A 26,128-nucleotide genomic window follows, 5' to 3' on the forward strand; every position below is an offset into this window, starting at 1 on the left:
ACCTCGTCACCGCCGAGCTGCGGAACCCACCCCCGGCCGGCCCCGCCCCCGGGCCACCCACCTGCGTAGGCTCCCCCAGCGCCGTACACCGGCCGTACACCTCCAGGGGGACCCATGACCGCCAGCGACGTACTGCCCGCCCTCAAGGCCAAGGTACGCAGCACAGCCCACCCGGCCTCCACCCCCTGCACCCACCCCGACACAGTCCTCGCGGAACGCGAAGACGGCACGGTCGTCCGCCACGCGGACACGGTCGCCAAGGCCCACGCCCCGAACACCGACCCCACCGCCCTGACCCACCGCCTCTCCGTAGCCATCGCAAACCCGACCACCCTCCTCGCCCCCCTCCACCCCACCCCCACCCCCCTCCACGGCCGCCTGATCACCTTCTGGCCCTACGGCACCCCCGTGGACCCGGCGGCCCCCGAGCACGCCCCATGGGAAGAGGCCGCCACCCTCCTCGCCCACCTGCACAACACCCCCGCACCCCCGTCCCTGCCCCCGATGCGAGGCCCCGTGAAGGCGGCCGAGGCCATCGCCCGCCTACGATCCGCAGCCCCGGCCCACCCGGCGACGACCTCCGTCCTCCGCGCCTGGCACACCCTCCCCACCTGGGCCAGGGCCGAGACCCCCATGCCGGACACCACGACCCTCTGCCACGGCGACCTCCACCTCGGCCAACTCGTACGCCACCCGGCGACGACCGGCCCCTGGCGACTGATAGACGTCGACGACCTGGGCACCGGGGTACCGGCGTGGGACCTCGCCCGCCCGGCCGCCTGGTACGCCTGCGGCCTCCTGGCCCCCGACGACTGGGCACGCTTCCTCACCGCCTACCGACAGGCGGCCGGCCCCGCCGTCCCCGCCCAGGGCGACCCCTGGCCCGCACTGGACGTACCGGCCCGCGCACTCACCGTACAGACGGCGGCCCTCGCGATCGCGAAGTCGACGGCGGCCAACAGCCCCCTGGACGAAGCCCAGCAGGCCGTTATCGACGCATGTGCCCGAATGAGCGCCATCCCGCCGGAGTTGGCGAACGCTTTCCCGAAGTAGGGTGCAACCGACCACCGCCGGACAGTGTCTGTCCTGGCGTAACGCGAAGCAGCACCGAACGGCGAGGAGTTGAGCCGAACCATGCACATGCAGTGTCCGAAGTGCCATGCGCCGATGCACACCTACAACCGCAATGGCGTCCAGATCGAGCAGTGCAGCGGCTGCCGCGGGATCTTCCTCGACTATGGCGAGTTGGAGGCGCTGACCCGTCTGGAGTCCCAGTGGGGCGGCGGCCCGGCCGTTCCCCCGCCGCCGGCGGCCCCGCAGTACCCGGCGGGCGGTCACGGCGCCCCGGCCTGGGGTGCCCCGCACGGCGGCCACCACGGGGGTCATCACGGCGGTCACCACGGTCATCACAACCGAGGCTTCGGCCACATGCTGTTCTCCAGCTGACAGCTGATCGGGACCACGAGGAAGCCCCCGGCCGTTCGATACGGCCGGGGGCTCCGGTGTGTGGACGATACTGGGATTGAACCAGTGACCTCTTCCGTGTCAGGGAAGCGCTCTCCCGCTGAGCTAATCGTCCTCGGGATCACGACCCGAGAGTCGTGGATCTTGCGTGCGCGATACTGGGATTGAACCAGTGACCTCTTCCGTGTCAGGGAAGCGCTCTCCCGCTGAGCTAATCGCGCGGGTTCGGATCATGACCGTACGAACCAAGAACATCGCCGTACTCGCCGGAAGATCCAGTGGACGATACTGGGATTGAACCAGTGACCTCTTCCGTGTCAGGGAAGCGCTCTCCCGCTGAGCTAATCGTCCTTGGAGGTGGAGACGGGATTTGAACCCGTGTAGACGGCTTTGCAGGCCGTTGCCTCGCCTCTCGGCCACTCCACCAGGAGTGCAGGGGTTCGGGAAGATCCCCTTGTTCCTTCGAGCGGACGACGAGGCTCGAACTCGCGACCTCAACCTTGGCAAGGTTGCGCTCTACCAACTGAGCTACGTCCGCTTGTCGTTTCGGTCGGCTTGCGCGTCCCGGCGACGTGTTGAACTCTAGCGGATTCCGGGGCCAGCACAAAAACGCGTTTGTGCAGCGTGCTGCGCTGCGCCTGCTCAGGGACCCGGGAAAGGCCCCCGAGGGGACACGGCCGGGTCACCCGCCAGGCACCCGCCCTAGACTCGACTGCGTGCCCGACCTCCCTCCTCTCGCCCGTTTCGGCAACCTCGTCGCCACCGGTCTCACCGATGTGACCAGCGATCCCGCGGCCCTGGACTCGTCCGGCTTCTGGGCGGTGAGCGCGGACTTCGAGGGCGGCCTGCTGTGTGCCCGCTTCCGAGACGTACATCACGCACTCGCGCCCCTTCCGGTTCCGGGGGAGTGGCGGGGCCCGGCCGTCGGTGACTGGACGTCGTCCCTCGATCGCGCCGCGTACACGGCGGGCGTCCGTCGTATCCGCGAGCACATCGCCGCCGGCGAGGTCTACCAGGCGAACCTCTGTCGTGTGCTGTCGGCGCCGGTCGCGCCGGACGCCGATGTGGACGCGCTGACGGCGCTGCTCGCGCGAGGTAACCCCGCACCCTTTGCAGGAACGATTCGCCTGCCCGCTCACGGTGTGGAGATCGCCACCGCGTCCCCCGAGCTCTTCCTGCGGCGCGACGGCCGTGTCATCGAGTCCGGCCCGATCAAGGGCACCGGACGCACCGAGGCGGACCTCCTGGAGAAGGACTACGCCGAGAACGTGATGATCGTCGACCTGGTCCGCAACGACCTCGGACGGGTCTGCGACACCGGCTCCGTGACCGTCCCCGACCTGTGCGCCGTCGAGAAGCACCCGGGCCTCGTCCACCTCGTCTCCACCGTGCGCGGCGAACTGCGCGACGGCGCCGGCTGGCCGGAGCTGCTCGACGCCTCCTTCCCGCCCGGTTCCGTCACCGGCGCTCCCAAGTCCAGCGCCCTGCGGATCATCGACGCCCTGGAGACGGCACCGCGCGGCCCGTACTGCGGGGGCATCGGCTGGGTCGACGCCGATCGCGGTACGGGGGTGCTGGCCGTGGGCATCCGTACCTTCTGGATCGACCGGGCGGCCGGCCAGCTGAGATTCGGCACCGGGGCGGGCATCACCTGGGGCTCCGACCCCGAGGCGGAGTGGCTGGAGACCGAGCTGAAGGCCGCCCGACTGCTCGCGGTAGCGTCGGGCATGTACGAGGCGAGTTGAGGACCCCTTAGGGGAAAGACCCCTTAGGTGCTGTGTCCACCCGGGGGCGCCGCATCCGACAGCGGCTTCGCCGCGGGCCGGACCCCCGGCCGAGATACTGACATACCCGGCACATTCTTGTGAGGTAAGGACCAGTGATGATCTGGCTCGACGGCGGACTGCAGGACATCGACTCCGCCCGTGTCTCCGTCCTCGATCACGGACTGACCGTGGGTGACGGCGTCTTCGAGACCGTCAAGGCCACGGGCGGGCGGACGTTCGCGCTCACCCGCCACCTCGACCGGCTGGCCCGCTCGGCACACGGCCTCGGCCTGCCCGAGCCCGACCTCGACGAGGTGCGCCGCGCCTGCGACGCCGTCGTCGCCGCCAACCCGATGCCCCTCGGCCGACTGCGCATCACCTACACCGGCGGTGTCTCCCCGCTCGGCTCCGACCGGGGCGACCACGGCCCCACCCTCGTCGTCGCCCTCGGCGAGACCCAGCGCCGGGCCGACTCCACCGCCGCGATCACCGTCCCCTGGACCCGCAACGAGCGAGGCGCCCTCACCGGCCTGAAGACCACCTCGTACGCCGAGAACGTCCTCGCCCTCTCCCACGCCCATGAACAGGGCGCCACCGAGGCCCTGTTCGCCAACACGGTCGGCCGGCTCTGCGAGGGCACCGGCTCGAACGTCTTCGTCGTCCTCGACGGCGAGATCCACACCCCGCCCGTCGCCTCCGGCTGCCTCGCCGGCATCACCCGCGCCCTCGTCGTCGAGTGGACGGGCGCCCACGAGACCGATCTGCCGCTGGACGTCCTGGAGAGCGCCGACGAGATCTTCCTGACCTCGACCCTGCGCGACGTCCAGGCCGTCCACCGCGTCGACAGCCGCGAACTCGCCCCCGCACCGGGCCCGGTGACGGCGAAGGCGATGCGGGTCTTCGACGAGCGGGCCGGGGACGACCTGGACCCGTAGCCGCCGAGGATATTCGGCGGACTTCGGGTGCCACAGCGGGTAGAACACCCCTGATGACCACCACCCTGCGGCCCAGTGAGCCGCTACAGCACGCCGCCGACGGGACCCGTTCGCGCCGCTTCCAGGTGTGCGTGAACGGACGCCCCGTCGGCGCCGTCCACCTGGGCACGCATCCCGACTTCGGGAACGCGGTGGCCCGCCTCCTCGACCTGCGCATCGACGAACCGGACCGGCGGCGCGGCCGGGCCACCGTGGCCGCGCTCGCCGCCGAGGAGGTGGCACGCGGCTGGGGCTGCCGCCGCATCGAGACCACCGTCCCGGCGGAAGCCCGGGCCGCCCTGCGGCTGACCCAGGCCCTCGGCTACGTCCTGCGCAACCGCCACATGCGCAAGACTCTCGCCCCGACTCCGCCCGAACTGCCCGCGGGCAGCCGGGGACGGCCCATGACGGAGGCCGAGTTCGGCCCTTGGGAGGCGGCGAGCCGACAGGGCTACGCCCAGGACTGGATCGAACGCGGAGTACCCGAGGCGGAGGCACACGCCAAGGTCGAGCGCGACCACGACGGACTGCTCCCCGAGGGCATGGCCACCGCGAACATGCGGTTCAGCGTCCTGGAACACGAGGGAACCCGCGTCGGTGTCCTGTGGCTGGGACTCACCGACACCGGCGCCTATGTGTACGACGTGGAGGCCGACGCCGCCCACCGGGGCCGGGGCCACGGCCGCACCCTCATGCTCCTCGCCGAGCGACAGACGGCCCAGGCCCGGCGCTCCACCCTCACCCTCAATGTCTTCGCGGGGAACGTCCGGGCCGAATGCCTCTACGACTCGCTCGGCTACGAGACGACCAAGTACCACCTCTTCAAGGACCTGATCTGAAGGCCGGTCGACCCCCGCTCGGCGATCAGACCCCCTCGGCCAGCAGCCGGTCGGCGATCTCCTCGACGCGCTCGCGCAGCCCCGCCTGGCTCTTGCCCCCGTCGAGACGCTCACCGCCGATGACGTACGTGGGGGTGCCGGTCACACCGATCGCCTTGCCCTCGGCCTGGTCGGCGTCGACGATCAGGATGTGCCGGCCGTCGATCAGCGCGGTGTCGAACTCCTCGGCGTCGAGGCCGAGTTCACGCGCCACCTCGACCAGGAACGGCTCGCCCGCGCGGTCCAGCTCCTCGACCCGCCCGAGCACGGCCTCGATGTACGGCCACCCCTGCCCCTGCTCCACGGCTTCCTCGGCGGCCTGCGCGGCGGCGAAGGCGTGCTTGTGCTTCTCCAGCGGGAAGTGCCGCAGCCGTACGTCGAGCCGGTCGCCGTAGCGGGCGCGCAGGGCGCGGACGTCGTCCAGGGCAGTGCGGCAGTCGGGGCACTGGAGTTCGCACCAGACGTCCAGGACGACGGCGGACGGTACGGGGGAGGGCTCGCTCATGGGGCCAGTCTTTCAGCCAGGGGTGGCAGCGGCCCAATCGGTCGGCCGAGGGGGAACCGGGGGCGACTCCGAGGGGAACGGAGGAGGGGTCCCGCAGGGGCCGACCCGGAGATGTCCCTGAGGTCTGCCCCGACCGTGGCATACCGGACGTGCGGCGGTGCAGGATGGAAGGGGCGGACAGACCGCCCACTCGACCGAGCACGCCTGGAGGACCGGATGATGGTTGCCGAGACAGTCTGCTCCGCCGTCTCCGCCGCCGGCCTGGGCATCGCGGCGATCACGGCGTATCGGAAGCGCTTCCTCAGGGCGGCGCGGATCTTCGCCTATTCGCTCGTGCCGCTCGGCCTGGTGATGACCGGAGTCGTGGAATGGCTGGCCGAGACCGCCTTCAGCGTGACGGCGTGGGCCGGCTTCGGTGTGCTCGGTGTCGCGTGGCTGCTCTTCATGACGACGCGCGCGGTGGAGCGGCGCCGCGGGGACACCCGCAAGGACCGCAAGGCGGCCAAGGCCGCGCATCGCGAAGCGGTGGCCCCCAGGGCATCGGCGCCCTCCCTCGGCCGGTCCGCCCTCCCGGCGACCCGCCCCACCACCACACCCAGGGCGACGGGCTCCGGTACGTCCGCCGCGGACGACTTCAGCGACATCGAGGCCATTCTGAAGAAGCACGGCATATGAGGCGGCAGACGAGCCCCCTCCGACCCGTGACCGACTGAAACGACACAGTAGGTCGGGCGGTGACGCCGAAGTGATCACGTTCGCTCGGACGTTGTGGATATTGGCGAACTACCCGTCAATCCGGGTGGGTTGATCGCGCGGAGGGTCTCCGCTGCGTCATCATCGCCGCGAGATGCTGGACACAACACAGAGCGACACCGCCACCCCGCCAGAGGAGCGGCGAGGTTGTCTCTTCGCGCTTTCCCAGCCACCGCTGATGATCTTCCTTGCGGTGATCGGCTGCCTGCTGCTCATGGCGTCACTGCACGACCTGCTGATGCTCTGAGCCGTAAACGGAGCCCCTGACGGAACCCGTCGAGGGCTCCGTCAGCCCCGGCCCGATCCGCTTCCTCGCTCCGACTCGGTTGGCCGGTCCGAGCGATCAGCCCGCCGCTTCCTTGCGGCGGGCCCGGTAGGCGGCCACATGCAGTCGGTTGCCGCAGGTGCGGCTGTCGCAGTAGCGGCGGGAGCGGTTGCGGGAGAGGTCGACGAAGGCGCGACGGCAGTCGGGAGCCTCGCAGCGACGCAGCCGCTCCTGCTCCCCGCCGACGACGAAGAAGGCGAGCGCCATGCCGCAGTCGGCCGCGAGATGGTCGGCGACGGAGGCGCCGGGCGCGAAGTAGTGGACGTGCCAGTCGAAGCCGTCGTGGTCGGTGAGGCGCGGTGTGGTGCCGGCGGCGGCGATCAGGTCGTTGAGGACCGAGGCGGCCGAAGCGGCGTCGGGTGCGGCGAAGACCTCGGCGAATCTGCCGCGGACCTTGCGCACGGCGGCGAGGTCGAGCTCCGAGAGGGCGCCGACATCGCTGATCTCGCGCGTTCGTACGAAGTCGTCGAGGGATGCGACATCCGTGAGCCCGTCCGTCGCCGTGTCGTTCTCCGGTGCGGTGTTCACCAGATCGACCACGGTGTCGAGGGCACACCGGGTGTCGTGGGTGATCAACACGTTTCGCTCCCTGGCCTGCGCTGGTCGGGCGGACGCCCGCCGATGCTGGCCGATGGTAATGGCTTCCACTGAGGGGGCACCGGTTCCGGCTGTCACAGCGACCAACGGCGGCCTCGCCGCCCACGTTCCCGGGACCGGGCCCGACGGCCGGAACCGACCGGTGGCCCAAACGGCGACGCCGCCCCGCGAAGGCGCGGTGACGGCGTCGGTGCTCGGCGTGAGCCGTATGCGGTTGTCCTGGCCCGAGCCGTCTCCCCGAGTGGACGGCGCCGGGCTGCTTGTGGGGTCTCGGCCTAGCTCTCCGCCAGGATGTGCGAGAGCTCCTGATCGAGGTCGAAGTGCCGATGCTCCGTGCCGGGCGGCACGGCGGCGTCTGTGCGCTTCAGGAAGGACTCCAGGGCCCGCGCCGGGGCTTCGAGCAGGGCCTCGCCCTCCGGGGAGCTCAGGGCGATGCACACGACGCCCTGACCGTGACTGCGCGACGGCCAGACGCGGACGTCGCCGGTGCCGGTGGGCCGGTGCAGGCCCTCGGCGAGGAGGTCGCGGGCGAACACCCACTCGACCGTTTCCTCCGCTCCGGTGTGGAAGGTGGCGTGCACGGCGTAGGGATCGGCCGTGTCATACCGCAGTCCCGCGGGAACAGGCAGTGAGGACTCGCTCGACACAACGAGGCGCAGGTGCAGCTCGCAGCTGACCGTGGTGTTCATAAGCGCCAAGGCCTTTCGCTCAGTGTGCGCTCGGGGATTCGCACGTCGGCGAAATCGACATGCCACCTACGGTGCCGTTGTAAACCCCTCTGAGGGTTTTGCGTCGCTTTTGGTAGCTCATCCGGCCGAGACCGTCTTGGTCGGGTACGGCCATTCCGGTGATCTGTTTCTCTCCGGTAGGGTTTGGCCGTATGGATACGGGGAGTAACGGAACGGGGGAGGTCGCCGTGGCGGCCGACGGAACGAAGAGCGAGACGAACGTAGCGAACAGTGAGGCCGATGTGGCGAAGGACCAAGCGCCTCTCGGGTCCCGGGCGCCGGAATTCATCAAGGCGCGCAAGGTCCTGCATGTGAGCTGGCAGGTGGCCGTCTTCATCATCGGCCTCGCGGTGGTGGTCGCCGGCGTCATCATGCTTCCGCTGCCCGGCCCCGGCTGGGTCGTGATCTTCGGTGGAATGGCGATCTGGGCGACCGAATTCGTCTGGGCCCAACTCGTTCTCCGCTGGACCAAGCGGAAGGTCACCGAGGCCACCCAGCGCGCCCTCGACCCCAAGGTCCGGCGGCGCAACATCATCCTCACGACGATCGGCCTGGTGATCGTGGCCGTGATCGTCGGGATCTACGTCTGGAAGTTCGGCTTCGAGATGCCCTGGAACATAAAGGACCAGTGATCCCGGGGCGGCGAACCGTGGAGCCCCGTGGCTGATCACCTGGCTGATCGCCCCCGCCGGAGCTGGTCGGAGGCACCCCCTGACATGGGGTAATGTTCTTCCTGCGTCCGGGCGATTAGCTCAGTGGGAGAGCGCTTCGTTCACACCGAAGAGGTCACTGGTTCGAACCCAGTATCGCCCACCATCCGATGACGGTCCGGCCCACGGAATATGTGGGCCGGACCGTTTTCGTATCGGCCGACCTTTCGGCATGGGATTGGCCGGCGCTGTCGTTCCCCGTGCAGGTCGGCCCCTGGTCTCCGACCGCTGTCTCCGGTCGCCGTCTCACGTCGTCGTCACGCGCTCGAAGTCGTGCCCGGCTATCACGCGGCGTTCCGGGCCCGGCCGGCCTGCGCCCACTCCGGCTCATCGCGGCCGAGTCTGTCGTGAACCGGCGGCGAGGGTGACGCCGTGAGGTCGACTGTGCGGCCAACCTTCGTGGACCACCGCGGTTCTGTCTCTCCGTCACCAAACCGTCGGAACCGCTCCGCCCTCGATGCACACACCCACGTCGGTCCCGCCGCCCAGGCTCGTCGGCGCCTCACGCCCCCTCAAGTGACCCCACCCCAGGTCCACTTCGACGACGTTTCGACGATCCGCGTCCAGCATCCTTCCCGCACCGCGCCCCGACCACTCATCTGACTCCATTCAATGTCGCCCCGAGCCTCCCTCATGACCCCCGGCGCGTTCGATCCGTCGACCGTAACTCCCCGACCTGGGCTTTCAGTTGATGTTCGGGCGCGGCGTCCACCTCGGGGCTTCGCGCGTCGGCGCCTCCGCTCTGCTGCGAATTCTGTCCGAATCATTGACGTCTCCTGAGGGGCTCCGTAACTTGTGCCAGCAAGCGCTTACTTGAAACGATTCATGGCGCGCACGCAGCGTCGCGGGGAGGCTCAACCATGCACCAGGACAGGAACGTTGAGAGGCGCACGATCCTCAAGGCGGCGGGAGCCTCACTGGCCGTCGCGGGGCTGGGGGCGACGGCCACGGCGTGCGGCGGTGGCAGTGGCGCGGGGGACGGGACGGTGACGATCCGTTACGCCTGGTGGGGCGCCGAGGACCGGGCGAAGCGCATCAAGGAGACCATCGCGCTTTTCGAGAAGAAGTACCCGAAGATCAAGGTGAAGACCGACTTCCAGGTCTACACCGACTTCTGGAAGAAGTTCAACACCCAGGCCTCCGGCGGAAATCCCCCGGACGTCTTTCAGAATGCCATTGGATTCCTGCGGAAATACGACGCGAAGAATGTGCTGCTCGATCTCAGCGAGCAGGTCGAGGCCGGCAATCTCTCGATGGACGGTTTCAGAGCCGGTCTTGAGAAGTTCGGCGAGATCGACGGCAGACTCCTCGGCGTTCCGGTCGGCTCCAACTCCATGGCCCTCGTGATCGACCAGCCCGTCTACACCAAGGCGGGCGTCAAGCCGGAGCAGGGCTGGACATGGGACGACTACGACGCGGCGATGAAGAAGATCCGCGACAAGACGGGCCGAGCCGGCGACACCGGCCCGTACAACGTCATGTACCTCTACGACCTCTATCTGCGCCAGAACGGCAAGGCGTTCTTCACCGAGGACGGGCTCGGGTTCACCGAGGCGGATCTGAAGAGCTGGTGGACGAAGGCGGAGAAGGCGGTCGAGGAGGAGCTCTACGCCGACCAGAAGAAGGTCGCGCAGATCAAGCCCAAGTCGGCGGTCGCCGGTGAGCTGGCCGGTGGTGAGTTCACCTGGGACAACTTCACCATCCGCTACACCTCCGAGGGCAAGAGCGAGTACGGCCTGGCGCCGATCCCGACCACCGACGGCAAGAAGACCGGCCAGTACCTCGGCTCGCTGATGCTCAGCGCCTCCAAGCGCACCCAGCACCCCAAGGAAGTCGCCCAGTTCATCAATTTCATGGTCCACGACCCCGAGGTCGCCAAGATCATGGGCTATGACCGGGGCGTACCCGCCACGCAGGCCCAGTTCGACGCGTTCAAGCCGACCGACCCGGTGAACAAGGCGATCGCCGAGTACGAGGAGTCCCTCGTCGCGGCCGGTGTCCTGGAGCCCATCACCCCGCACCCGAACGGCGCGGACATCTGCGAGGCCGCGTTCCTGCGCATCGGTGAGGAACTGGGGCTGGGCAAGAGGTCGGTGGACGACGCCGTCAAGCAGTTCTTCACCGAGTCGAAGACGGCTCTCGGCACCTGATGGGAACCACCGTGACACACGCCCCCACAGTGGAGTCCCTGTCGAAGGACGGGGACTCCGAGTCGCGGCACGGTCCGGTGAAGTCCTCACGCCCCGCCGCCGCCAAGCGGCGGGGCCGTCGGGAGACCCTGACCGGCTATCTCTTCATGTCCCCCTGGATCGCCGGGTTTCTGCTTCTGACAGCGGGCCCGATGGTCGCCTCGCTCTACTACGCCTTCACCGACTACGACCTCTTCGACGCCCCCCGGTGGATCGGCCTCGGCAACTTCTCCGAGATGTTCGCCGACGAGCGTTGGCGGCACTCGGTGCGGGTGACGCTGTGGTACGTCGTGATCGGGACGCCGCTCAAGCTGCTCGCCGCTCTCGGTGTGGCGCTGCTGCTGGCGCAGAAGCGGCGCGGGCAGGCCTTCTACCGGGCCGCCTTCTACGCGCCGTCGCTGATCGGGGCGAGCGTCTCCATCGCGATCGTATGGAAGGCGATCTTCTCCGACGACGCCATCGTGGACCGTACGCAGAAGCTCTTCGGGATCGACGTCGGCGGCTGGACCGGGGACCCGGACCTGATCATCTACAGCCTGGTGGCGCTCACCGTCTGGCAGTTCGGCGCCCCCATGGTCATCTTCCTGGCCGGGCTCAAACAGGTCCCGCGCGAGCTGTACGAGGCGGCCGAGGTCGACGGGGCGGGCACCTGGCGGCGGTTCTGGAGCATCACCCTGCCGATGATCTCCCCGGTCCTCTTCTTCAACGTCCTCCTGGAGACCATCCACTCGTTCCAGATCTTCAGCTCGGCGTACATCGTCGGCGGTGGCGCCGGAGGCAACGCCTGCGGTCCCGCCGACGGAACGATGGTCTACACCTGTTATCTCTACGTCCAGGGCTTCGAGAACAGCCGGATGGGTCTGGCCTCCGCGATGGCCTGGCTGCTGCTGGTCGCGGTCGCCCTGGTGACGGCGGTGCTGTTCTGGTCCCAGAAGCGCTGGGTGCACTACGAGGAGGGCGCCCGATGAGCGCACCGGCCACCGAGATCACGCCGCCCCCGGCCCCGTCCGCGAGGACCGGTGCCCTGAGGCGCCGGCTGCCCGGTTCGTTCGCCTGGCACATCGGCTCGTTGCTGATCCTCGCGGTGATCCTCTACCCGGTGCTCTGGGTCATCGGCGGCTCGTTCAAGAACAGCGACGAGATCATCGGCAGCCTGGACCTCTTCCCGGTCGACCCGATCGTCTCGAACTACACGAGCCTCTCCGACGGCATCGCCGACATCCCGATCTCCACGTTCTTCCTCAACTCGCTCACCCTCGCGGTCGGTTCGGTCGTCGGCATCCTGGTGTCCTGCTCGCTGACCGCGTACGCCTTCGCGAAGATCAGGTTCGCGGGCCGGAATCTGCTCTTCACCTTGATGATCGGCACGCTTCTGTTGCCGTACCACGTGCTGCTGATCCCGCAGTACGTGCTGTTCCGCAACATGGACATGATCGACACGTACACCCCGCTGCTGCTGCCGAAGTACCTGGCCACGGAGGCGTTCTTCGTCTTTCTGATGGTGCAGTTCATGCGGAACCTGCCCAGGGAACTGGACGAGGCGGCCCGGCTCGACGGGTGCGGGCACTTCCGGATCTACTGGTCGATCGTGCTGCCGCTGTGCCGGCCCGCGCTCATCACCAGTGCGATCTTCACCTTCATCAACGCCTGGAACGACTTCATGGGCCCGCTGATCTATGTGAATACGCCCGACAAATACACGGTCTCGCTCGGCCTGAAGATGTTCGTGGACCAGGAGGGCCTGGCCAACTACGGCGGCATGATCGCGATGTCGCTGGTGGCGCTGCTGCCGGTGCTCGCCTTCTTCCTCGCCTTCCAGCGCTATCTCATCGACGGCATGGCCACGTCCGGGCTGAAGGGCTGAGGTGAGCTGATCATGGCCAAGGCCCCGGCGAAGGCCGCCGAATCCCGTGGTGAATCCCGGCTCGCCGAAGGGTTCGCGCTGTTCGCCGAGTGTCTGCTCACCGGGGTGTGGATCGCGGCGGCCTCGCTGCCGTTGGTGACCTACCCCGCCGCGTTCGCCGCCGGCTCCCGGCATCTGAGTCGTCGTACGGCCCATGTGGACGGTGGCTGGCGGGAGTTCGTCGCCGACTTCCGTACGGCGGTGCGCGGCGGGTGGCTCGTCGGGGTCGCCGGGTGGGCGGCGCTCGCGGCGGTGTGGGTGGACGTCCAGGCCGTACGCGCCGGAATTCCCGGGGGGCCGCTGGTCGGCGCCGTCGGTGTGCTCGCGCTGATCGGGGCCGCCGTGGCCGGGCTGCGCGCGGCGGCCGTCTGGGAACCCGGCGCCGGCTGGCGCACCCTGCTCGGCGCGGCCGGGCGGCGGACCGTGCTCGACCCCGCCGGATCGTTCCTCCTCGTCGGTGGACTGGCCGTGGTGGTCTGCTCCGGCTGGTTCGCCGCGCCGCTGGCCGTCCCGGTCCTCGGAGCCGTCGCCGCGGCGGCCGTCGCCGTGGAGGAACGGCAACGGCGCCGCCTGGCCTGACCATGTGACACCCGCTTCAGGAGAGCGGTGCTCACCGCCCTCTGTCATGCCCCTGACCACCCGCACACGTCTTGCTTCCCCAGGCAACGCTTCCCGTACGGAAAGGAAAGGTCATGTCCCCCATCGACCGCAGATCCCTCCTCAAGGCCGCCGCCGTCGCCGGAGCCGCGACCCAGTTGAGCTGGGCGCTCGGCTCGCACGCGCAGGCCGCGCCCAGAGCCGAGGCCGCGGAGGCCGATCCGGTGACCCTGGACTGGCTGGAGGAGGGAGGACTCGGTGCCGCGCCGGGGTCGACGGTGGGTGTGCCGTGGCCGAAGGGCGCTTACGAGAAGGAACAGTCGTTCTCTTTGACGGACGCGGAGGGGAAGAGCATCCCCGTCCAGTCCTGGCCCATCGGTTACTGGCCGGACGGCTCGGTGAAGTGGACGGCGCACGCGGTCGGCGCGGGCGCCGGCTCCGGCAAGCTCACGCTCACCCCGGGCACCCCCGCCGCGCCCGAGAAGAAGGTCACCGTCGACAAGAGCGGCGGCACCATCGATGTGTCGACCGGGGTGATGACCGCGAAGATCGGCAAGTCCGGCTCCACCCTCGTCAAGTCGGTGCTGCGCGGCTCCACCGAGGTCGCCCACACCGGTCGGCTCGTGCTGCTGCGCCAGCCGGAGATCGAGGACGGCGACCAGGGCACGGTCAAGTACGAGCGGTTCGAGAGCGCCATCGACGAGGTCGAGGTCGAGCAGGAGGGCCCGGTGCGTGCCGTGGTCCGTATCGACGGCAAGCACCGCAAGGGCAGCCGGAGTTGGCTGCCCTTCTCGATCCGGCTGTACTTCTACGCGGGCGCCGAATCGTTCCGCATGGTGCACACCATCACCTTCGACGGCACCCAGGAGCCGGGCAAGGCGAGTGGTGACTTCATCCGGGGCATCGGCGTCCGCTTCAAGGTCCCGATGCGGGACGCCGCCTACGACCGGCACATCCGGATCGGCGGCGAGGGCACCGGGCTGCTGCGCGAGGCGGTCAAGGGGATCACAGGCCTGCGCCGCGACCCGGGCGCGGCCGTACGCACCGCCCAGTTCGAGGGCGAGAAGCTGCCCGACCCGTCCACCTGGGACCAGCGGGTGACGACTCGCCTCCAGTACATCCCCGAGTGGGGCGACTACACGCTCTCACAGCTCTCCGCCGACGGTTTCGCGGTGAAGAAGCGGACGAAGAAGGGGTACGGGTGGATTCCGGCCGGTGGCGGCCGGCGGGCCAGCGGCTTCGGGTACGTGGGCGGCGCGAGCGGTGGCTTCGCCTTCGGCCTCAGGGACTTCTGGGAGAAGTTCCCGGCGCAGTTGGACATCCGTGACGCCCACACCGACGACGCCGAGGTCACCCTCTGGCTCTGGTCGCCCGAGGCACAGCCCATGGACCTGCGCTTCTACCACGACGGCATGGGCCAGGACACCTACCCCGAGCAGCTCGAAGGCCTCAACATCACCTACGAGGACTACGAACCCGGCTTCGGCACCCCCTACGGCATCGCCCGCACCAGCGAACTCCTCTTCTGGGCCCATGAGTCCACCCCGAGCGCCGAGGACATGGCCGAGCAGGTCGAGGCCGTACGCACCCCGGCGCAGCTCGCCGCGCCGCCCAAGCAGCTCATCGAGGCGGGCGTATTCGGCAGGCTGTTCTCCGAGCCCGACCGCTCGACCGCCGCCAAGGCGAAGATCGAGGACCACCTCGACTTCCTCTTCACCTACTACAAGGACCAGGTGGAGATGCGCCGTTGGTACGGCTTCTGGGACTACGGCGACATCATGCACAGCTACGACCCCGCCCGCCACCAGTGGTGCTACGACGTCGGCGGCTACGCCTGGGACAACTCCGAACTCTCGCCCGACCTGTGGCTGTGGTTCGCGTACATGCGCTCCGGCCGCGCCGACATCTTCCGCTTCGCCGAGGCCATGACCCGCCACACCGGCGAGGTCGACGTGTACCACCTGGGCGAATGGGCCGGCCTCGGCACCCGCCACGGCGTCCAGCACTACGCCGACAGCGCCAAGCAGCAGCGCATCGCCAACACCACCTACCGCCGCTACTACTACTTCCTCACCGCCGACGAACGCGTCGGCGACCTCATGCACGCCAACGTCGACTCCGACGAGACCTTCCTCGTCCTCGACCCCATCCGCAAGATCCGCACCGAGCCGTACGAACCGGACCGCAACGCCCTGTCCATCGGCTTCGGCACCGACTGGTCGGGCCTCGTCTCGGCCTGGCTCACCGAGTGGGAGCGGCGCGGCCCGAAGTGGGAGAAGGCCAAGGCGCGGGTGCTGTCGACGATGGAGACCATCGCCGCCCAGCCCAACGGCTTCGTCCAGGGCAGCGCGCTGTACGACCTCGACACCGGCAAGTTCGCCGTCGCCGACGAAGCCAAGGTCAGCGTGTCGCATCTGTCGGCCATGTTCGGGCTCGTCGAGTTGAACGCCGAGCTTCTCGACCAGATCGAGATGCCCGAGTTCAAGGAGGCGTGGCTGGACTACTGCCGCTACTTCAACGCCACCAAGGCCGAGCAGGCCGCCCGGTACGGGTCCAACTTCGGCACCCTGCTGCTCTTCCAGGGCCACTCGCGCCAGGACGCCTACGCCGCCGTGCAGTTGGGCGACGACAAGCTGGCGGCGCGGGCGTGGCGGCAGTTCTACAACAGCGCCGACACCTGGGACTACAAGGAGTCCACGGACTGGTCCACGAAGCCGATCGAGGGGCCGACCGGGCTGGTGCCGGGGAGCGAGGCGGCGTGGGTCTCCACCAACGCGACCGCGCTGTATGGGCTGGCGGCCATTCAGAACTTGGCGTTGGTGGGCTCCAAGATGCCGTGACGCTCCGCTGGGGTGCGCGGGGAAAACGGGGGGCGCCCCCGTGGTGCGCTGCGGGTCCGTTGGGGCTGGGCGCGCAGTTCCCCGCGCCCCTTTGGGGCGCGGGTGTGGGCGGCGGTCATGAGGAGCTGTAAGGAAGGCCCCTGGGGAAGATCGAGCTGCCTTACTTCAGCCTCCCCAGAGACTCCTTCAGCCTGCGGGCGTCCCTCATGCGTTGTTCGTACGTGGCGCCCAGTGCCAGTAGGGCCAGGCCCGCCAGTGCCGGGGGCACCCAGCGGGGGAGGGTGTCCACTGCCTGGGCGATGTACGGGGCCAACTCGTGCAGGGTGACCGTGGCCGAGGTGGCGGCACCGAGCAGCAGGGGGGACTGGAGGCGATGGTGGGCGCCCAGGAGGGTTACCGCCAGGGCGGCCAGGCCCAGGAGCAGGGGACGGAGCCAGTGTTCGTCGCCCCAGGCCGCCAGCAGGCTGGGGCCGAAGGTGGCTGCCAGGCCCGGGCCGTAGGCCGTCCAGGAGGAGGCCGCCGGGTCCCGGCGGCGCCTGAGGTAACCGACGGCCAGCGCCGGGATCGTGATCGGCAGGGTGTACGCCTCCGGGTCCGTGACGTTCCAGGAGGTCAGGCGTACCCAGCTGGCCAGGACGAAGAGCGCGGCTGCCGCGTAACCGAGGTCCCGGCGGTTCGGGCGTACCGCTGTGCCCGCTGTGATGACTCCGCAGAGGGCGAGGGTCAGGGACAGCAGGGGTGGGTCGGTGGCCGCCAGGGCGATGGCCAGCAGGCCGGCCGCCGCTCCGGTGGCCTCGATAGGGATGGTCACGGGGGAGTGGGGGAGCCGGGCCGCCAGGAGGGCCGCGATGGTCGGGATGGTGAGGACCAGCAGGGCCGTGTGATGGGGTGCCCAGCCCGCTGACGCGCCGATCGCGCAGGTCAGGGCGGTCGCGTGCGCCAGGGACGCCGGTGCGGTGAGGGGGCCCGGGTGGGTGCGCCAGGCGGCGAGGCCGAACAGGGCGGTGGTCGTGGCGAGCACCGTCAGGGTTGCCGGTTCACTCGCCAGGGAGAGGAAGGCGAGGCTGACGGAGGTGGCGAGGGCCAGGAGGGTGGCGGTGAGGGGGAGGGGTGCCTGCTTGAGCTGCTGGGGAGGTGTCGGGCGGGTGCGGTCGGCCAGTACCAGTGCGGCCACGATCAGGGCTCCCTGGGCTGCCAGGCCCGCCGCGTAGGGGAGTTCGAAGACCGGCGCGAGGGTGAGGAGGCTCGCCCAGGCGCAGATCAGGGCGCCGATCCGGGCCTGGGTGCGCCAGGGCTCGGAGCGTGCGGTGAGCGCCATAACCACGGCGACCACGGCCAGGACGAGGGGGACCGTCTGCGCGTCCGGCGGCCAGGGGAGGTCCGGTGTCGCCGCCGCGCGGGCGTCCGCCGGTGCGCCGGACCAGGCGCGGGTGACCTGCCCGACCGGGCCCAGGAGGGTGAACAGGACGGTGGGCACAGTGGTGGCGAGGGCGATGGCCTGGACGGCGACCGAGGCGTGCAGGAGACCCCGCCGTACGGGATCGGGCACCCGGACGCGTACGACCGTCAACAGGGCCACTCCGCCGAGCAGATGGGCCGGGATCGTCCACTCGGTGGGCAGTACCGAGCGTGCCGTTCCGCCGAGTGCCGCCACAGAGAGGAGGCCGGCGGTCAAAGCCGTACCGAGGGACAGGGAGGTGCCGCGCGACAGCAGTTGCCCGGGGGCCTGCCAGGCGGTCGTCAGGGCGATGGCGGCGGCGAGGGCGAGCAGCGCCGACGCGCGGACCGCGTCGCTCGGACCGGTCGCGGCCCAGGAGAGCCACCCGGCCGCCAGAACACCCCAGGCACCCGCGCCGAACGCGCCGACCATCGCGACGATCCGTACGGGTTCCAGCCGCACGCGCAGGGCGATCGCGGTGTCGGCCGCCGCCGTGACGAGCAGCACGGCCGTGAAGGTGTCCAGGCTCGCGTTCGCCGCGAAGGACCAGAGCAGGAGGGGGAGTTGAGCGGCGGTCAGGGCGAGGGGGAGGGGCAGGAGGAGGGGGGTGCGGACGGCTGCCGGCCAGTGCTTCGCCCTTCCGGAGGGCTGGTGGGACTCGGCCTTCGCTGTGGTCGTGCGGCCGTTCTCGTCCGTCGGGGTCCTCGGTGCCCACGCGCCCAGGGCCAGGCCGTACGCCGCCCAGGTCACCGCCAGTACGGCTGAGGCGGTGGCCGAGTAGGCCGTGCCCTGTGTGTCGGTGAACGCGACCTCGTGCAGGGCGTAGGCGTCGAGGGCCGTCAGGGCCAGGCCCAGGGCGGCCACGGCCTCCGCGGTCGAGCGCAGGCGGTGGCGCAGCAGGGCCACGGGGGCGGCGAGGGCGGTCAGGGTCACCGCCCCGAGGACCATGGCGCGGCCCGCGATCCCCATGTGCCCCCAGCTGACCAGCGTGAACGCGATCGCCGCGACCGTCAGCAGGAGCCCGCCGAGGGCGAGGAGAACGTTCTGGACACCGGGCGCCGATGCCTCCGGGCGGCGCGCGGGCGGGCCTCCGGGCGCCGGAGTGTGCGCGGGCGTGCGGGTGTGCAGGGCGTTGACCAGCCAGGCCCGTCGCGCCAGCAGGAAGGTGCGACGGGCGTCCAGGTGCCGCAGTTCGGTGTCGAGGAGTCGCAACTCCTCCGCCGGGGACGGAAAATGCGTCATGTCCGGGAGTGTGGTCCGCGTCACGGTCGACGACATGAGCGCACATACTCAGGCCGTACTCAGATTCCGTGCGGACGCCCTGCGTACGGGCACAATCCGACCATGGACTGGTGCCACTACCGCTTCCGCAGCCTCTGGGCGCTGCCCCTGCCGCCCACCGCCGCCTACGAGGTGCTGCGACAGGCCGAGGACTACCCCCGCTGGTGGCCCCAGGTACGCGAGGTGACCCGCATCGACGACACCAGCGGCACCATCCGTATCCGGTCCGCGCTGCCGTACGACCTCCGCTTCACCGCGCGCCAGGTGCGCAACGACCCGGCCGCCGGGGTGCTGGAGATCGAGATGACCGGTGACGTCGACGGCTGGGCCCGCTGGACGATCACCCCCGACGGGGAGGGCACGCTCGCCCGCTACGACCAGGAGGTCGACGTCACCAAGCCGCTGCTGCGCCGCCTCGCGGTGCCCGGGCGGCTCGTGTTCCGCGCCAACCACACGCTGATGATGCGGGCCGGACGCCGGGGTCTTCTCGCCCACCTCGCGGCCGGTGGGCAAGCGGTTTGAACCCGACCCGCCGGGACCTGTATGGTTCAGTGCGTTCCCGGGCGATTAGCTCAGTGGGAGAGCGCTTCGTTCACACCGAAGAGGTCACTGGTTCGAACCCAGTATCGCCCACGATGTCGATGGCGGCTCGTGCCTGCGAAAAGCGCAGGCCGGGTCGCCATCGTCGTGTTGTGCGCGGCTTCGCCGCGCGTGGCGGGGGCTCCGCCACCCGCACCCCCTTTCCCGGGGTCGCCCTTCGTCGAGAAGCTAGGCCGCCGCCGGCAGTTCCGGGCGCAGTGGCCACGCCGGGTCCACCGACTCGTCCGAGCCGCTGCGTGCGAACCACGCCTGCAGACCGCGCGCCTGTGCCGCGTGCCACACGGCCTGCAAGGTGTGCAGTTCGGCGGGGGAGAGACGGGCCAGCCGGGTCGAGAAGCGGCGGCCCACCGCCCGTACGACATCCAGCGCGGCCTGCGCGTCCGCCGCCGCGTCGTGCGCGCCGTCCAGCGTGACCTCGTAGTGCGCGCACAGGTCCGTCAGCGTACGGCGGCCCTTGCGGTAGCGGTCCAAATGCTTGTCGAGGACCCGCGGGTCGAGCACCTGCAACGGTGTCGCCTCGAACCAGCGATCGAGCGACGACGCGCGATGGCGGCGCAACTCGCGGTCCAGCATGGTCAGATCGAACGGCGCGTTCATCACCACCAGCGGACGGGCGCGCGCCGCCTGCTCGGACAGCGCCCTGGCTATCTCCTCCATCACCGGCGCGGGCCAACGGCCCTCACGCTGCAGATGATCGTCCGTCAGCCCGTGCACCGCCGTCGCCGCCTCCGGCACCGGCACACCCGGGTTCACCAGCCACCGGGTCACCCGGGGACGGGTTCCGGGCGCGTCCTGGACGACGACGGCGGCCGACACGATCCGGTCGGACTCGACATCCACGCCCGTGGTCTCCGTGTCGAACGCCGCCAAGGGCCCCTCGTACCAACACGTCATGTGTCCCCAACTCCTCGTTCACCCAGGGCAGCTGACGTCCCGTCTTCTGCCCGTTTGGTGATACCCGGGCCGTTTGCGCCGTACGCCGGAAGGAGACAACAGAAGTACGGGTCTGCGCAGTTCAGGGGCTCGACACAGAAACGCGACGCGGAAAAACGTTTGCACTGAAAGGCTGTCGGTCATGGCCATAGCGCAGCCCGAGCGGGGCGGGCTGCTGTCCGAGCACGCGGTGCCCCAGCGCGGCTCCCTCGCCACCACCGCCTGCATGGAGACCCTGCAGGTGGGCTATCTGCACGCGGTCGCCGCCGCGGCCGGGTGCTCCCTGTCCCAGCCCTTCCCCGACAACGGCATCGACTGGCATGTCAGCCACAGCGCGCCCGGACACACCGTCGACGACGAGGTCACGATCAAGGTGCAGCTCAAGGCCACCTACCAGATCGCACCGAACCCCCCGGGCCGCTCCTTCTCCTTCACGCTCGACAACGACCACCTGGCGAAGCTCGCCCGCACACCCGTCACGGTGCACAAGATCCTCGTGGTGATGATCGTCCCGAGATCGCGGGACCAGTGGATACGCGCCGGCCACGACCGCCTCGACCTGCGGCACTGCTGCTACTGGATCAACCTCGCCGGACACCCGATCACCGGTCGGCGCCGCACCACCGTGCGCGTCCCGACCTCGCGCATCTTCGACGACCGAGCGCTCTGCGAGATCATGACGCGCGTCGGAACGGGAGGCAGACCGTGACCCACGGCCCCTACGACGACACCCACGGCCCTTACGACGACGGCGACTTCCGAGGTGGTTCCGCCGGTCAGGACAGGTACGCACGGCATTCCGCCGACGCGGAGGACCGCATACGCCGTCCCGTCCACACCGACGACTACGAACGGCGGCCCATCGGCCGGCCCCTACGACGGGTGCGCCCCCACTCCGTCGAGCCCACCTGGACCCAGCCGCCCGACCCCGCCCAGGTCGACCCGGCCGTGCTCGGTGCCCTGCTGCGCCGGCACGGCTGGCAGCGGCGGGGCGGCGCCGCCGGGCGGTACGGGCGCTGGACGCCGCCGGGGCCGACCGGGCGGGGCATGAGCCTGCTCGTACCGGAGAACCGGGCCTTCCCCGACAGTGACGACCTGCTCGGCGAAGCCCTGACCGCCCTGTCCCGCAGCGGGTCGCCGGCCGCCCGTGACGTCCTGGTCGGACTCACCGTGCCAAGCGACGAGATCCGCTGGTGGCGGGACGTACCGACCGGGCCCGTGGGCACCGCCTCCTGGGCGGTCGAGGACCAGTTGCGCTCCGCCGCCCGCCAGATGCTCCTCGCGGCGGCACTCGCCACGCGCGCGCGTGCCGGCTACTACGGCGCCCGCCACCGGCACGCCGCCGCGGCCTCCCTCGACTCCGTCCTCGTCGGAGCGGCCCCCGGCGGCCGTCGCCTCACCGCCTTCGTGCCCGTCGACACCGGCCGCCCCCTCGCCGTACGCCTCCACCAGGCCCTCTACGCCGCCCGCGAGGCCGTCGACTACCAGCGCGCCACCGGCGGCATGGACGCCTTCGACGGTGCCGTCGAGGCCGGGGTGAGCCATGAACTGACCGAGGCCCTCATCGCCCTGGTCCGGGGCACCGAAGGCGCCCGGATCGCCGTCGACTGGGCACCCGCCGCAGGGGTCCCGGAGGGCGGGGCGGCACCGGCGGACCCCGTCGAGTTCTCACCGGGCGACCTTCCCGTACTGCGCGAGGCCGGGGACCGCTATCTGCGGGAGGAGCCGTCGACGCCGGTACGGATCACCGGCGCGGTGGTGCGGATGCGCCGGTCCGCCGCGCGCGGCGAGGGGACCGTACGGCTGCGGGTCATCGCCGGGGCCGAGGTCCCGAACGTCCGGATGACCCTGGACGAGGAGTCGTACCGCATAGCGGGCCAGGCCCATCTCGTCGGGCTGCCGGTGCGGGTGCACGGGCGGCTGGAGAGCAGGGGAGGCTTCCGCCGGCTCACCGACGCCCACGGGGTCGCGCCGGTGCAGGTCGACGAGGCCGAGCGGGACCGGCTGATGAAGTCGATCCAGGAGACCGCCGAGACGATGGCCTTCTTCGAGGAGGCCTGCGGAGGGGAGTGACGTCCCGGGCGCCCGCGTGCCCGCTCGCCCGCCTAAGACATAACCGTTTCGCGGAGCGCGCCCGGGGCTCGGTACGATTCCTGTCTGCGTACGCGGTGGCGTACGCGTCCACCTTCAGGCAGGAGAGACCGGTGTCCGACGTCCGTGTGATCATCCAACGCGATTCCGAGCGGGAAGAGCGAGTGGTGACGACGGGCACTACGGCCGCCGACCTGTTCGCCGGTGAGCGCAGCATCGTCGCGGCCCGTGTGGCCGGTGAGCTGAAGGACCTCGCGTACGAGGTCAAGGACGGCGAGACCGTCGAAGGCGTCGAGATCTCCTCCGAGGACGGCCTGGGCATCCTCCGCCACTCCACCGCCCACGTCATGGCCCAGGCCGTCCAGGAGCTCTTCCCGGAGGCCAAGCTGGGCATCGGGCCGCCGGTGAAGGACGGGTTCTACTACGACTTCGATGTCGAGAGGCCGTTCACCCCCGAGGATCTCAAGGCCATCGAGAAGAAGATGCAGGAGATCCAGAAGCGGGGGCAGAAGTTCTCCCGCCGAGTCGTCACCGACGAGGCCGCCCGCGAGGAACTCGCGAACGAGCCCTACAAGCTGGAGCTGATCGGACTCAAGGGCTCCGCGTCCAGCGACGACGGCGCGGATGTCGAGGTCGGCGCGGGCGAGCTGACCATCTACGACAACCTGGACGCCAAGACCGGCGAGCTGTGCTGGAAGGACCTCTGCCGCGGTCCTCACCTGCCCTCGACCCGACTCATCCCGGCGTTCAAGCTGATGCGCAACGCGGCCGCCTACTGGCGCGGCAGCGAGAAGAACCCGATGCTCCAGCGCATCTACGGCACCGCCTGGCCGTCCAAGGACGAGCTGAAGGCCTACCTCGACTTCCTCGTCGAGGCCGAGAAGCGCGACCACCGCAAGCTGGGCAACGAACTCGACCTGTTCTCCATCCCGGACGAGATCGGCTCCGGCCTCGCCGTCTTCCACCCCAAGGGCGGCATCATCCGCCGGGTCATGGAGGACTACTCGCGCCGCCGCCACGAGGAAGAGGGCTACGAGTTCGTCTACACCCCGCACGCCACGAAGGGGAAGCTCTTCGAGGTCTCGGGCCACTTGGACTGGTACGCCGACGGCATGTACCCGCCCATGCAGCTCGACGAGGGCGTGGACTACTACCTCAAGCCCATGAACTGCCCGATGCACAACCTGATCTTCGACGCGCGCGGACGGTCGTACCGCGAACTGCCGCTGCGTCTCTTCGAGTTCGGGACCGTGTACCGGTACGAGAAGTCCGGCGTCGTGCACGGCCTCACCCGGGCCCGTGGCTTCACCCAGGACGACGCGCACATCTACTGCACCCGCGAGCAGATGGCGGAAGAGCTCGACAAGACGCTCACCTTCGTCCTGAACCTGCTGCGCGACTACGGCCTCACCGATTTCTACCTGGAACTCTCCACCAAGGACCCGGAGAAGTTCGTCGGCTCCGACGAGGCGTGGGAAGAGGCCACGGAGACGCTTCGCCAGGTCGCCGAGAAGCAGGGGCTGCCGCTGGTCCCGGACCCGGGTGGTGCCGCCTTCTACGGTCCGAAGATCTCCGTCCAGGCGCGCGACGCGATCGGCCGCACGTGGCAGATGTCGACGGTCCAGCTCGACTTCAACCTGCCGGAGCGCTTCGGCCTGGAATACACGGGGCCGGACGGTTCGAAGCAGCGGCCGGTGATGATCCATCGCGCTTTGTTCGGCAGCATCGAGCGGTTCTTCGCCGTGTTGCTGGAGCACTATGCGGGGGCGTTCCCGGCGTGGTTGGCGCCGGTGCAGGCGGTGGGCATCCCGGTGGGGGACGCGCACGTGGAGTACCTGCAGAAGTTCGCCGGTGAGGCGAAGAAGCGGGGCCTGCGAGTCGAGGTCGACGCCTCGTCGGACCGTATGCAGAAGAAGATCAGGACGGCCCAGAAGCAGAAGGTCCCGTTCATGATCATCGTCGGCGACGACGACATGAACGCCGACACGGTTTCGTTCCGCTACCGCGACGGTTCTCAGGAAAACGGCATCCCGCGTGAGGAAGCGCTGGCGAAGCTCGTTGATGTGGTGGAGCGACGGGTCCAGGTGTAATTCCCCGCCGACGCGGCGTTTCAGGCCCCCGGGGTGTTCCCCGGGGGCTTCTGTTCGTCCTCCCGTGCGAAGACCTGCAACAGCCACGACGAGAAGGAGCCGGTGACGGCGCCGAGCAGGGCCAGGCCGCAGGCCATGAGCACCACGGCGATCACCCGGCCCATCGGCGTCACCGGTGTCACATCCCCGTAGCCGACCGTCGAGAAGGTCGAGCAGACCCACCACACGGCGTCGCCGAAGGTGCGGATGGTGGCGTCCGGTGCCGACCGTTCCTGCTGGTAGACGGCGAGGGCACCGCTGAAGCCCAGCAGGGTCGCCGACAGGCCCGCGTAGACGGCCACGCGCGCGTGCAGGGCCAGCCTGGGGTGGTCGTGGCGGCGTCGTACGGCGTCGTGGAGCTGGACGATGCGCAGGGGGCGCAGCAGGGGCAGTACGAGGACCACGGTGTCCAGCCAGTGGACCCGGACGAAACGGAGGCCGAGGCCGCTCAGGCGCCAGCGCACCGCGTAGTCCAGCACGAAGACCGCCCAGCACAGCAGGATCAGCGCGAGACAGAGGTCCAGCCAGCCCTGGGGCAGGTCATGGGCCAGGACCCGTACGGCGTACGAGGCGAGGAAGAGGGCCGACGCGGTAGTGAGGACGCGGCCCGAGTGGCGTTCCCAGCGGGGTGGCCGTCGGCTGCCGCCGGGCCTGCGGCTGTCGCTGGGCCCGAGGCCGTCACGGGGCCTGCGGCTGTCGTGGTCCATCGCCACAGCTTGGCCTCGGTGATCCCGCGCCGGTACCCGGCGACACGCCGCGAACGGGCGAAGCCATATGCTGCTTTGCATGACGAGTGAGCCGGAGCAGCAGATCGGAGTGGGGACGCAGGACGCGTTCCAGCGCCTGTGGACGCCCCACCGGATGGCGTACATCCAGGGCGAGAACAAGCCGACCGGCCCCGGGGCCGACGACGGCTGCCCCTTCTGCTCCATCCCGGCCAAGTCGGACGAGGACGGGTTGGTCATCAAACGGGGGGAGCACGTCTACGCGGTGCTCAACCTGTACCCGTACAACGGCGGTCATCTGATGGTCGTGCCCTACCGTCATGTCGCCGACTACACCGACCTCACCGGAGCGGAGACCGCCGAGCTGGCCGAGCTGACGAAGCAGTCGATGACGGCGCTGCGGGCCGCTTCCGGGGCGCACGGGTTCAACATCGGGATGAATCAGGGGAGTGTGGCGGGGGCCGGTATCGCCGCGCATCTGCACCAGCACATCGTTCCTCGGTGGGGTGGGGATACGAACTTCATGCCGGTGGTGGGGCATACGAAGGTGCTGCCGCAGTTGTTGGCCGATACGAGGAAGATGCTGGCGGAGGCCTGGCCGGCCGTCTGAACAGGGGGTTCGCCCCCGCCGCCCCTACCCGTCCCTCCCCCCACTCTCGGCTTCGTTCGAGCGGGGGACCCCCATCCAGGGGCGGTGCCCCT

General features: G+C 69.9%; 24 protein-coding genes and 7 tRNA genes. 20 read left to right on the forward strand and 11 right to left on the reverse strand.

What is annotated here, in order from left to right:
* The first annotated feature begins 114 nt into the window (after positions 1 to 114).
* Both ACWD4G_RS01735 and ACWD4G_RS01740 read left to right on the forward strand, forming a co-directional pair.
* Positions 115 to 1,053 (forward strand): phosphotransferase family protein, encoded by a 939-nt coding sequence (locus tag ACWD4G_RS01735; RefSeq protein WP_451290098.1) that lies wholly within the window; start codon positions 115 to 117, stop codon positions 1,051 to 1,053.
* Between the two features lie 87 nt (positions 1,054 to 1,140).
* Positions 1,141 to 1,446: a TFIIB-type zinc ribbon-containing protein gene (locus ACWD4G_RS01740; protein WP_451290281.1), complete on the forward strand. Its 306-nt coding sequence runs from the start codon at positions 1,141 to 1,143 to the stop codon at positions 1,444 to 1,446.
* Between the two features lie 61 nt (positions 1,447 to 1,507).
* Here ACWD4G_RS01740 and ACWD4G_RS01745 read toward each other — a convergent pair.
* The 5 genes from ACWD4G_RS01745 to ACWD4G_RS01765 form a co-directional block, all read right to left on the reverse strand.
* Positions 1,508 to 1,579: transfer RNA gene (locus ACWD4G_RS01745), tRNA-Val, on the reverse strand.
* Positions 1,580 to 1,613: 34 nt separating this feature from the next.
* Positions 1,614 to 1,685 (reverse strand) — tRNA-Val (locus tag ACWD4G_RS01750).
* 58 nt (positions 1,686 to 1,743) lie between these two features.
* Positions 1,744 to 1,815: transfer RNA gene (locus ACWD4G_RS01755), tRNA-Val, on the reverse strand.
* 1 nt (position 1,816) lies between these two features.
* Positions 1,817 to 1,890, reverse strand: a tRNA-Cys gene (locus tag ACWD4G_RS01760).
* 39 nt (positions 1,891 to 1,929) lie between these two features.
* Positions 1,930 to 2,002 (reverse strand) — tRNA-Gly (locus tag ACWD4G_RS01765).
* A gap of 178 nt (positions 2,003 to 2,180) precedes the next feature.
* On the opposite strand from ACWD4G_RS01765, the gene ACWD4G_RS01770 reads away from it, so the two are divergent.
* The 3 genes from ACWD4G_RS01770 to ACWD4G_RS01780 all read left to right on the forward strand — a co-directional run bounded on the left by ACWD4G_RS01770 (position 2,181) and on the right by ACWD4G_RS01780 (position 5,043).
* Positions 2,181 to 3,209: a chorismate-binding protein gene (locus tag ACWD4G_RS01770; protein ID WP_451290099.1), complete on the forward strand. Its 1,029-nt coding sequence runs from the start codon at positions 2,181 to 2,183 to the stop codon at positions 3,207 to 3,209.
* Positions 3,210 to 3,343: 134 nt separating this feature from the next.
* Entirely contained in the window at positions 3,344 to 4,165 is an 822-nt protein-coding gene (locus ACWD4G_RS01775; RefSeq protein WP_451290100.1) for an aminotransferase class IV, read from the forward strand.
* A gap of 53 nt (positions 4,166 to 4,218) precedes the next feature.
* Positions 4,219 to 5,043 (forward strand): GNAT family N-acetyltransferase, encoded by an 825-nt coding sequence (locus tag ACWD4G_RS01780; RefSeq protein WP_451290102.1) that lies wholly within the window; start codon positions 4,219 to 4,221, stop codon positions 5,041 to 5,043.
* Positions 5,044 to 5,068: 25 nt separating this feature from the next.
* Here the strand turns inward: ACWD4G_RS01780 and ACWD4G_RS01785 are convergent, their stop codons facing one another.
* Positions 5,069 to 5,587 carry a DsbA family protein gene (locus ACWD4G_RS01785; protein WP_451290103.1) on the reverse strand — a complete coding sequence of 173 codons (519 nt, stop codon included), beginning with the start codon at positions 5,585 to 5,587 and terminating at the stop codon, positions 5,069 to 5,071.
* Positions 5,588 to 5,806: 219 nt separating this feature from the next.
* Here ACWD4G_RS01785 and ACWD4G_RS01790 point away from each other — a divergent pair, with 219 nt between their 5' ends.
* Together ACWD4G_RS01790 and ACWD4G_RS01795 are read left to right on the forward strand one after the other, a co-directional pair.
* Complete coding sequence (locus ACWD4G_RS01790) at positions 5,807 to 6,262, forward strand: hypothetical protein (RefSeq protein ID WP_451290104.1); 456 nt, start codon at positions 5,807 to 5,809, stop codon at positions 6,260 to 6,262.
* Between the two features lie 172 nt (positions 6,263 to 6,434).
* Positions 6,435 to 6,587 carry a hypothetical protein gene (locus ACWD4G_RS01795; protein WP_451290106.1) on the forward strand — a complete coding sequence of 51 codons (153 nt, stop codon included), beginning with the start codon at positions 6,435 to 6,437 and terminating at the stop codon, positions 6,585 to 6,587.
* Positions 6,588 to 6,683: 96 nt separating this feature from the next.
* On the opposite strand, the gene ACWD4G_RS01800 is transcribed toward ACWD4G_RS01795, so the two are convergent.
* The gene (locus ACWD4G_RS01800; protein ID WP_451290107.1) at positions 6,684 to 7,244 is read right to left on the reverse strand and encodes a CGNR zinc finger domain-containing protein; all 561 of its coding nucleotides are present in this window, start codon (positions 7,242 to 7,244) and stop codon (positions 6,684 to 6,686) included.
* A 293-nt stretch (positions 7,245 to 7,537) separates the two neighbouring features.
* Positions 7,538 to 7,951 carry an SsgA family sporulation/cell division regulator gene (locus ACWD4G_RS01805; RefSeq protein WP_004002642.1) on the reverse strand — a complete coding sequence of 138 codons (414 nt, stop codon included), beginning with the start codon at positions 7,949 to 7,951 and terminating at the stop codon, positions 7,538 to 7,540.
* A gap of 191 nt (positions 7,952 to 8,142) precedes the next feature.
* Between ACWD4G_RS01805 and ACWD4G_RS01810 the strand changes: the two genes are divergently transcribed.
* The 7 genes from ACWD4G_RS01810 (at position 8,143) to ACWD4G_RS01840 (ending at position 16,229) form a co-directional block, all read left to right on the forward strand.
* A complete protein-coding gene (locus tag ACWD4G_RS01810; protein ID WP_451290108.1) occupies positions 8,143 to 8,622 on the forward strand; it encodes a TIGR02611 family protein in 480 nt (159 codons plus the stop codon).
* A 109-nt stretch (positions 8,623 to 8,731) separates the two neighbouring features.
* Positions 8,732 to 8,806 (forward strand) — tRNA-Val (locus ACWD4G_RS01815).
* 754 nt (positions 8,807 to 9,560) lie between these two features.
* Positions 9,561 to 10,850, forward strand: a complete 1,290-nt coding sequence (locus ACWD4G_RS01820; protein WP_451290109.1) for an ABC transporter substrate-binding protein — start codon at positions 9,561 to 9,563, stop codon at positions 10,848 to 10,850.
* Positions 10,850 to 11,857 (forward strand): carbohydrate ABC transporter permease, encoded by a 1,008-nt coding sequence (locus ACWD4G_RS01825; protein ID WP_451290110.1) that lies wholly within the window; start codon positions 10,850 to 10,852, stop codon positions 11,855 to 11,857. The genes ACWD4G_RS01820 and ACWD4G_RS01825 overlap by 1 nt, the downstream gene beginning before the upstream one ends.
* Positions 11,854 to 12,753 (forward strand): carbohydrate ABC transporter permease, encoded by a 900-nt coding sequence (locus tag ACWD4G_RS01830; protein WP_451290111.1) that lies wholly within the window; start codon positions 11,854 to 11,856, stop codon positions 12,751 to 12,753. Before ACWD4G_RS01825 ends, ACWD4G_RS01830 begins: the two co-directional genes overlap by 4 nt.
* Positions 12,754 to 12,765: 12 nt before the next feature.
* Positions 12,766 to 13,371, forward strand: a complete 606-nt coding sequence (locus ACWD4G_RS01835) for a hypothetical protein (RefSeq protein WP_451290112.1) — start codon at positions 12,766 to 12,768, stop codon at positions 13,369 to 13,371.
* Between the two features lie 113 nt (positions 13,372 to 13,484).
* Positions 13,485 to 16,229 (forward strand): exo-rhamnogalacturonan lyase family protein, encoded by a 2,745-nt coding sequence (locus ACWD4G_RS01840; RefSeq protein WP_451290113.1) that lies wholly within the window; start codon positions 13,485 to 13,487, stop codon positions 16,227 to 16,229.
* Between the two features lie 160 nt (positions 16,230 to 16,389).
* On the opposite strand, the gene ACWD4G_RS01845 is transcribed toward ACWD4G_RS01840, so the two are convergent.
* Positions 16,390 to 18,909, reverse strand: coding sequence for an SCO7613 C-terminal domain-containing membrane protein (locus ACWD4G_RS01845; RefSeq protein ID WP_451290114.1), 2,520 nt, complete (start codon positions 18,907 to 18,909; stop codon positions 16,390 to 16,392).
* Positions 18,910 to 19,011: 102 nt separating this feature from the next.
* Here ACWD4G_RS01845 and ACWD4G_RS01850 point away from each other — a divergent pair, with 102 nt between their 5' ends.
* Both ACWD4G_RS01850 and ACWD4G_RS01855 read left to right on the forward strand, forming a co-directional pair.
* Positions 19,012 to 19,470 carry an SRPBCC family protein gene (locus ACWD4G_RS01850; protein WP_451290115.1) on the forward strand — a complete coding sequence of 153 codons (459 nt, stop codon included), beginning with the start codon at positions 19,012 to 19,014 and terminating at the stop codon, positions 19,468 to 19,470.
* A 39-nt stretch (positions 19,471 to 19,509) separates the two neighbouring features.
* Positions 19,510 to 19,581 (forward strand) — tRNA-Val (locus ACWD4G_RS01855).
* A gap of 135 nt (positions 19,582 to 19,716) precedes the next feature.
* Here the strand turns inward: ACWD4G_RS01855 and ACWD4G_RS01860 are convergent.
* Positions 19,717 to 20,442: an exonuclease domain-containing protein gene (locus ACWD4G_RS01860; protein ID WP_451290117.1), complete on the reverse strand. Its 726-nt coding sequence runs from the start codon at positions 20,440 to 20,442 to the stop codon at positions 19,717 to 19,719.
* Between the two features lie 181 nt (positions 20,443 to 20,623).
* On the opposite strand from ACWD4G_RS01860, the gene ACWD4G_RS01865 reads away from it, so the two are divergent.
* From ACWD4G_RS01865 to thrS, 3 genes are all read left to right on the forward strand, one after another.
* Positions 20,624 to 21,190: a DUF4365 domain-containing protein gene (locus ACWD4G_RS01865; protein WP_451290118.1), complete on the forward strand. Its 567-nt coding sequence runs from the start codon at positions 20,624 to 20,626 to the stop codon at positions 21,188 to 21,190.
* Between the two features lie 110 nt (positions 21,191 to 21,300).
* Positions 21,301 to 22,554 carry a hypothetical protein gene (locus ACWD4G_RS01870; RefSeq protein ID WP_451290282.1) on the forward strand — a complete coding sequence of 418 codons (1,254 nt, stop codon included), beginning with the start codon at positions 21,301 to 21,303 and terminating at the stop codon, positions 22,552 to 22,554.
* Between the two features lie 131 nt (positions 22,555 to 22,685).
* On the forward strand, positions 22,686 to 24,662 hold the full coding sequence (thrS, locus tag ACWD4G_RS01875) for a threonine--tRNA ligase (protein WP_451290119.1): 1,977 nt from the start codon (positions 22,686 to 22,688) through the stop codon (positions 24,660 to 24,662).
* 20 nt (positions 24,663 to 24,682) lie between these two features.
* On the opposite strand, the gene ACWD4G_RS01880 is transcribed toward thrS, so the two are convergent.
* Positions 24,683 to 25,408 (reverse strand): potassium channel family protein, encoded by a 726-nt coding sequence (locus tag ACWD4G_RS01880; protein WP_451290120.1) that lies wholly within the window; start codon positions 25,406 to 25,408, stop codon positions 24,683 to 24,685.
* A 67-nt stretch (positions 25,409 to 25,475) separates the two neighbouring features.
* Here ACWD4G_RS01880 and ACWD4G_RS01885 point away from each other — a divergent pair, with 67 nt between their 5' ends.
* Positions 25,476 to 26,036 carry an HIT family protein gene (locus ACWD4G_RS01885; protein ID WP_451290121.1) on the forward strand — a complete coding sequence of 187 codons (561 nt, stop codon included), beginning with the start codon at positions 25,476 to 25,478 and terminating at the stop codon, positions 26,034 to 26,036.
* Positions 26,037 to 26,128: the final 92 nt, after the last annotated feature.

The sequence above is a fragment of the Streptomyces sp. NPDC002643 genome (genome assembly GCF_053592555.1).

What these genes read in the sequence shown, in the direction of transcription:
- ACWD4G_RS01735 (WP_451290098.1), top strand. Translation starts at nt 115, where the DNA reads ATGACCGCCAGCGACGTACTGCCCGCCCTCAAGGCCAAGGTACGCAGC.
- ACWD4G_RS01740 (WP_451290281.1), top strand. Translation starts at nt 1,141, where the DNA reads ATGCAGTGTCCGAAGTGCCATGCGCCGATGCACACCTACAACCGCAAT.
- ACWD4G_RS01780 (WP_451290102.1), top strand. Translation starts at nt 4,219, where the DNA reads ATGACCACCACCCTGCGGCCCAGTGAGCCGCTACAGCACGCCGCCGAC.
- ACWD4G_RS01785 (WP_451290103.1), bottom strand. Translation starts at nt 5,587, where the DNA reads ATGAGCGAGCCCTCCCCCGTACCGTCCGCCGTCGTCCTGGACGTCTGG.
- ACWD4G_RS01790 (WP_451290104.1), top strand. Translation starts at nt 5,807, where the DNA reads ATGGTTGCCGAGACAGTCTGCTCCGCCGTCTCCGCCGCCGGCCTGGGC.
- ACWD4G_RS01795 (WP_451290106.1), top strand. Translation starts at nt 6,435, where the DNA reads ATGCTGGACACAACACAGAGCGACACCGCCACCCCGCCAGAGGAGCGG.
- ACWD4G_RS01805 (WP_004002642.1), bottom strand. Translation starts at nt 7,951, where the DNA reads ATGAACACCACGGTCAGCTGCGAGCTGCACCTGCGCCTCGTTGTGTCG.
- ACWD4G_RS01810 (WP_451290108.1), top strand. Translation starts at nt 8,143, where the DNA reads ATGGATACGGGGAGTAACGGAACGGGGGAGGTCGCCGTGGCGGCCGAC.
- ACWD4G_RS01820 (WP_451290109.1), top strand. Translation starts at nt 9,561, where the DNA reads ATGCACCAGGACAGGAACGTTGAGAGGCGCACGATCCTCAAGGCGGCG.
- ACWD4G_RS01825 (WP_451290110.1), top strand. Translation starts at nt 10,850, where the DNA reads ATGGGAACCACCGTGACACACGCCCCCACAGTGGAGTCCCTGTCGAAG.
- ACWD4G_RS01830 (WP_451290111.1), top strand. Translation starts at nt 11,854, where the DNA reads ATGAGCGCACCGGCCACCGAGATCACGCCGCCCCCGGCCCCGTCCGCG.
- ACWD4G_RS01835 (WP_451290112.1), top strand. Translation starts at nt 12,766, where the DNA reads ATGGCCAAGGCCCCGGCGAAGGCCGCCGAATCCCGTGGTGAATCCCGG.
- ACWD4G_RS01840 (WP_451290113.1), top strand. Translation starts at nt 13,485, where the DNA reads ATGTCCCCCATCGACCGCAGATCCCTCCTCAAGGCCGCCGCCGTCGCC.
- ACWD4G_RS01845 (WP_451290114.1), bottom strand. Translation starts at nt 18,909, where the DNA reads ATGACGCATTTTCCGTCCCCGGCGGAGGAGTTGCGACTCCTCGACACC.
- ACWD4G_RS01850 (WP_451290115.1), top strand. Translation starts at nt 19,012, where the DNA reads ATGGACTGGTGCCACTACCGCTTCCGCAGCCTCTGGGCGCTGCCCCTG.
- ACWD4G_RS01860 (WP_451290117.1), bottom strand. Translation starts at nt 20,442, where the DNA reads ATGACGTGTTGGTACGAGGGGCCCTTGGCGGCGTTCGACACGGAGACC.
- ACWD4G_RS01865 (WP_451290118.1), top strand. Translation starts at nt 20,624, where the DNA reads ATGGCCATAGCGCAGCCCGAGCGGGGCGGGCTGCTGTCCGAGCACGCG.
- ACWD4G_RS01880 (WP_451290120.1), bottom strand. Translation starts at nt 25,408, where the DNA reads ATGGACCACGACAGCCGCAGGCCCCGTGACGGCCTCGGGCCCAGCGAC.
- ACWD4G_RS01885 (WP_451290121.1), top strand. Translation starts at nt 25,476, where the DNA reads ATGCTGCTTTGCATGACGAGTGAGCCGGAGCAGCAGATCGGAGTGGGG.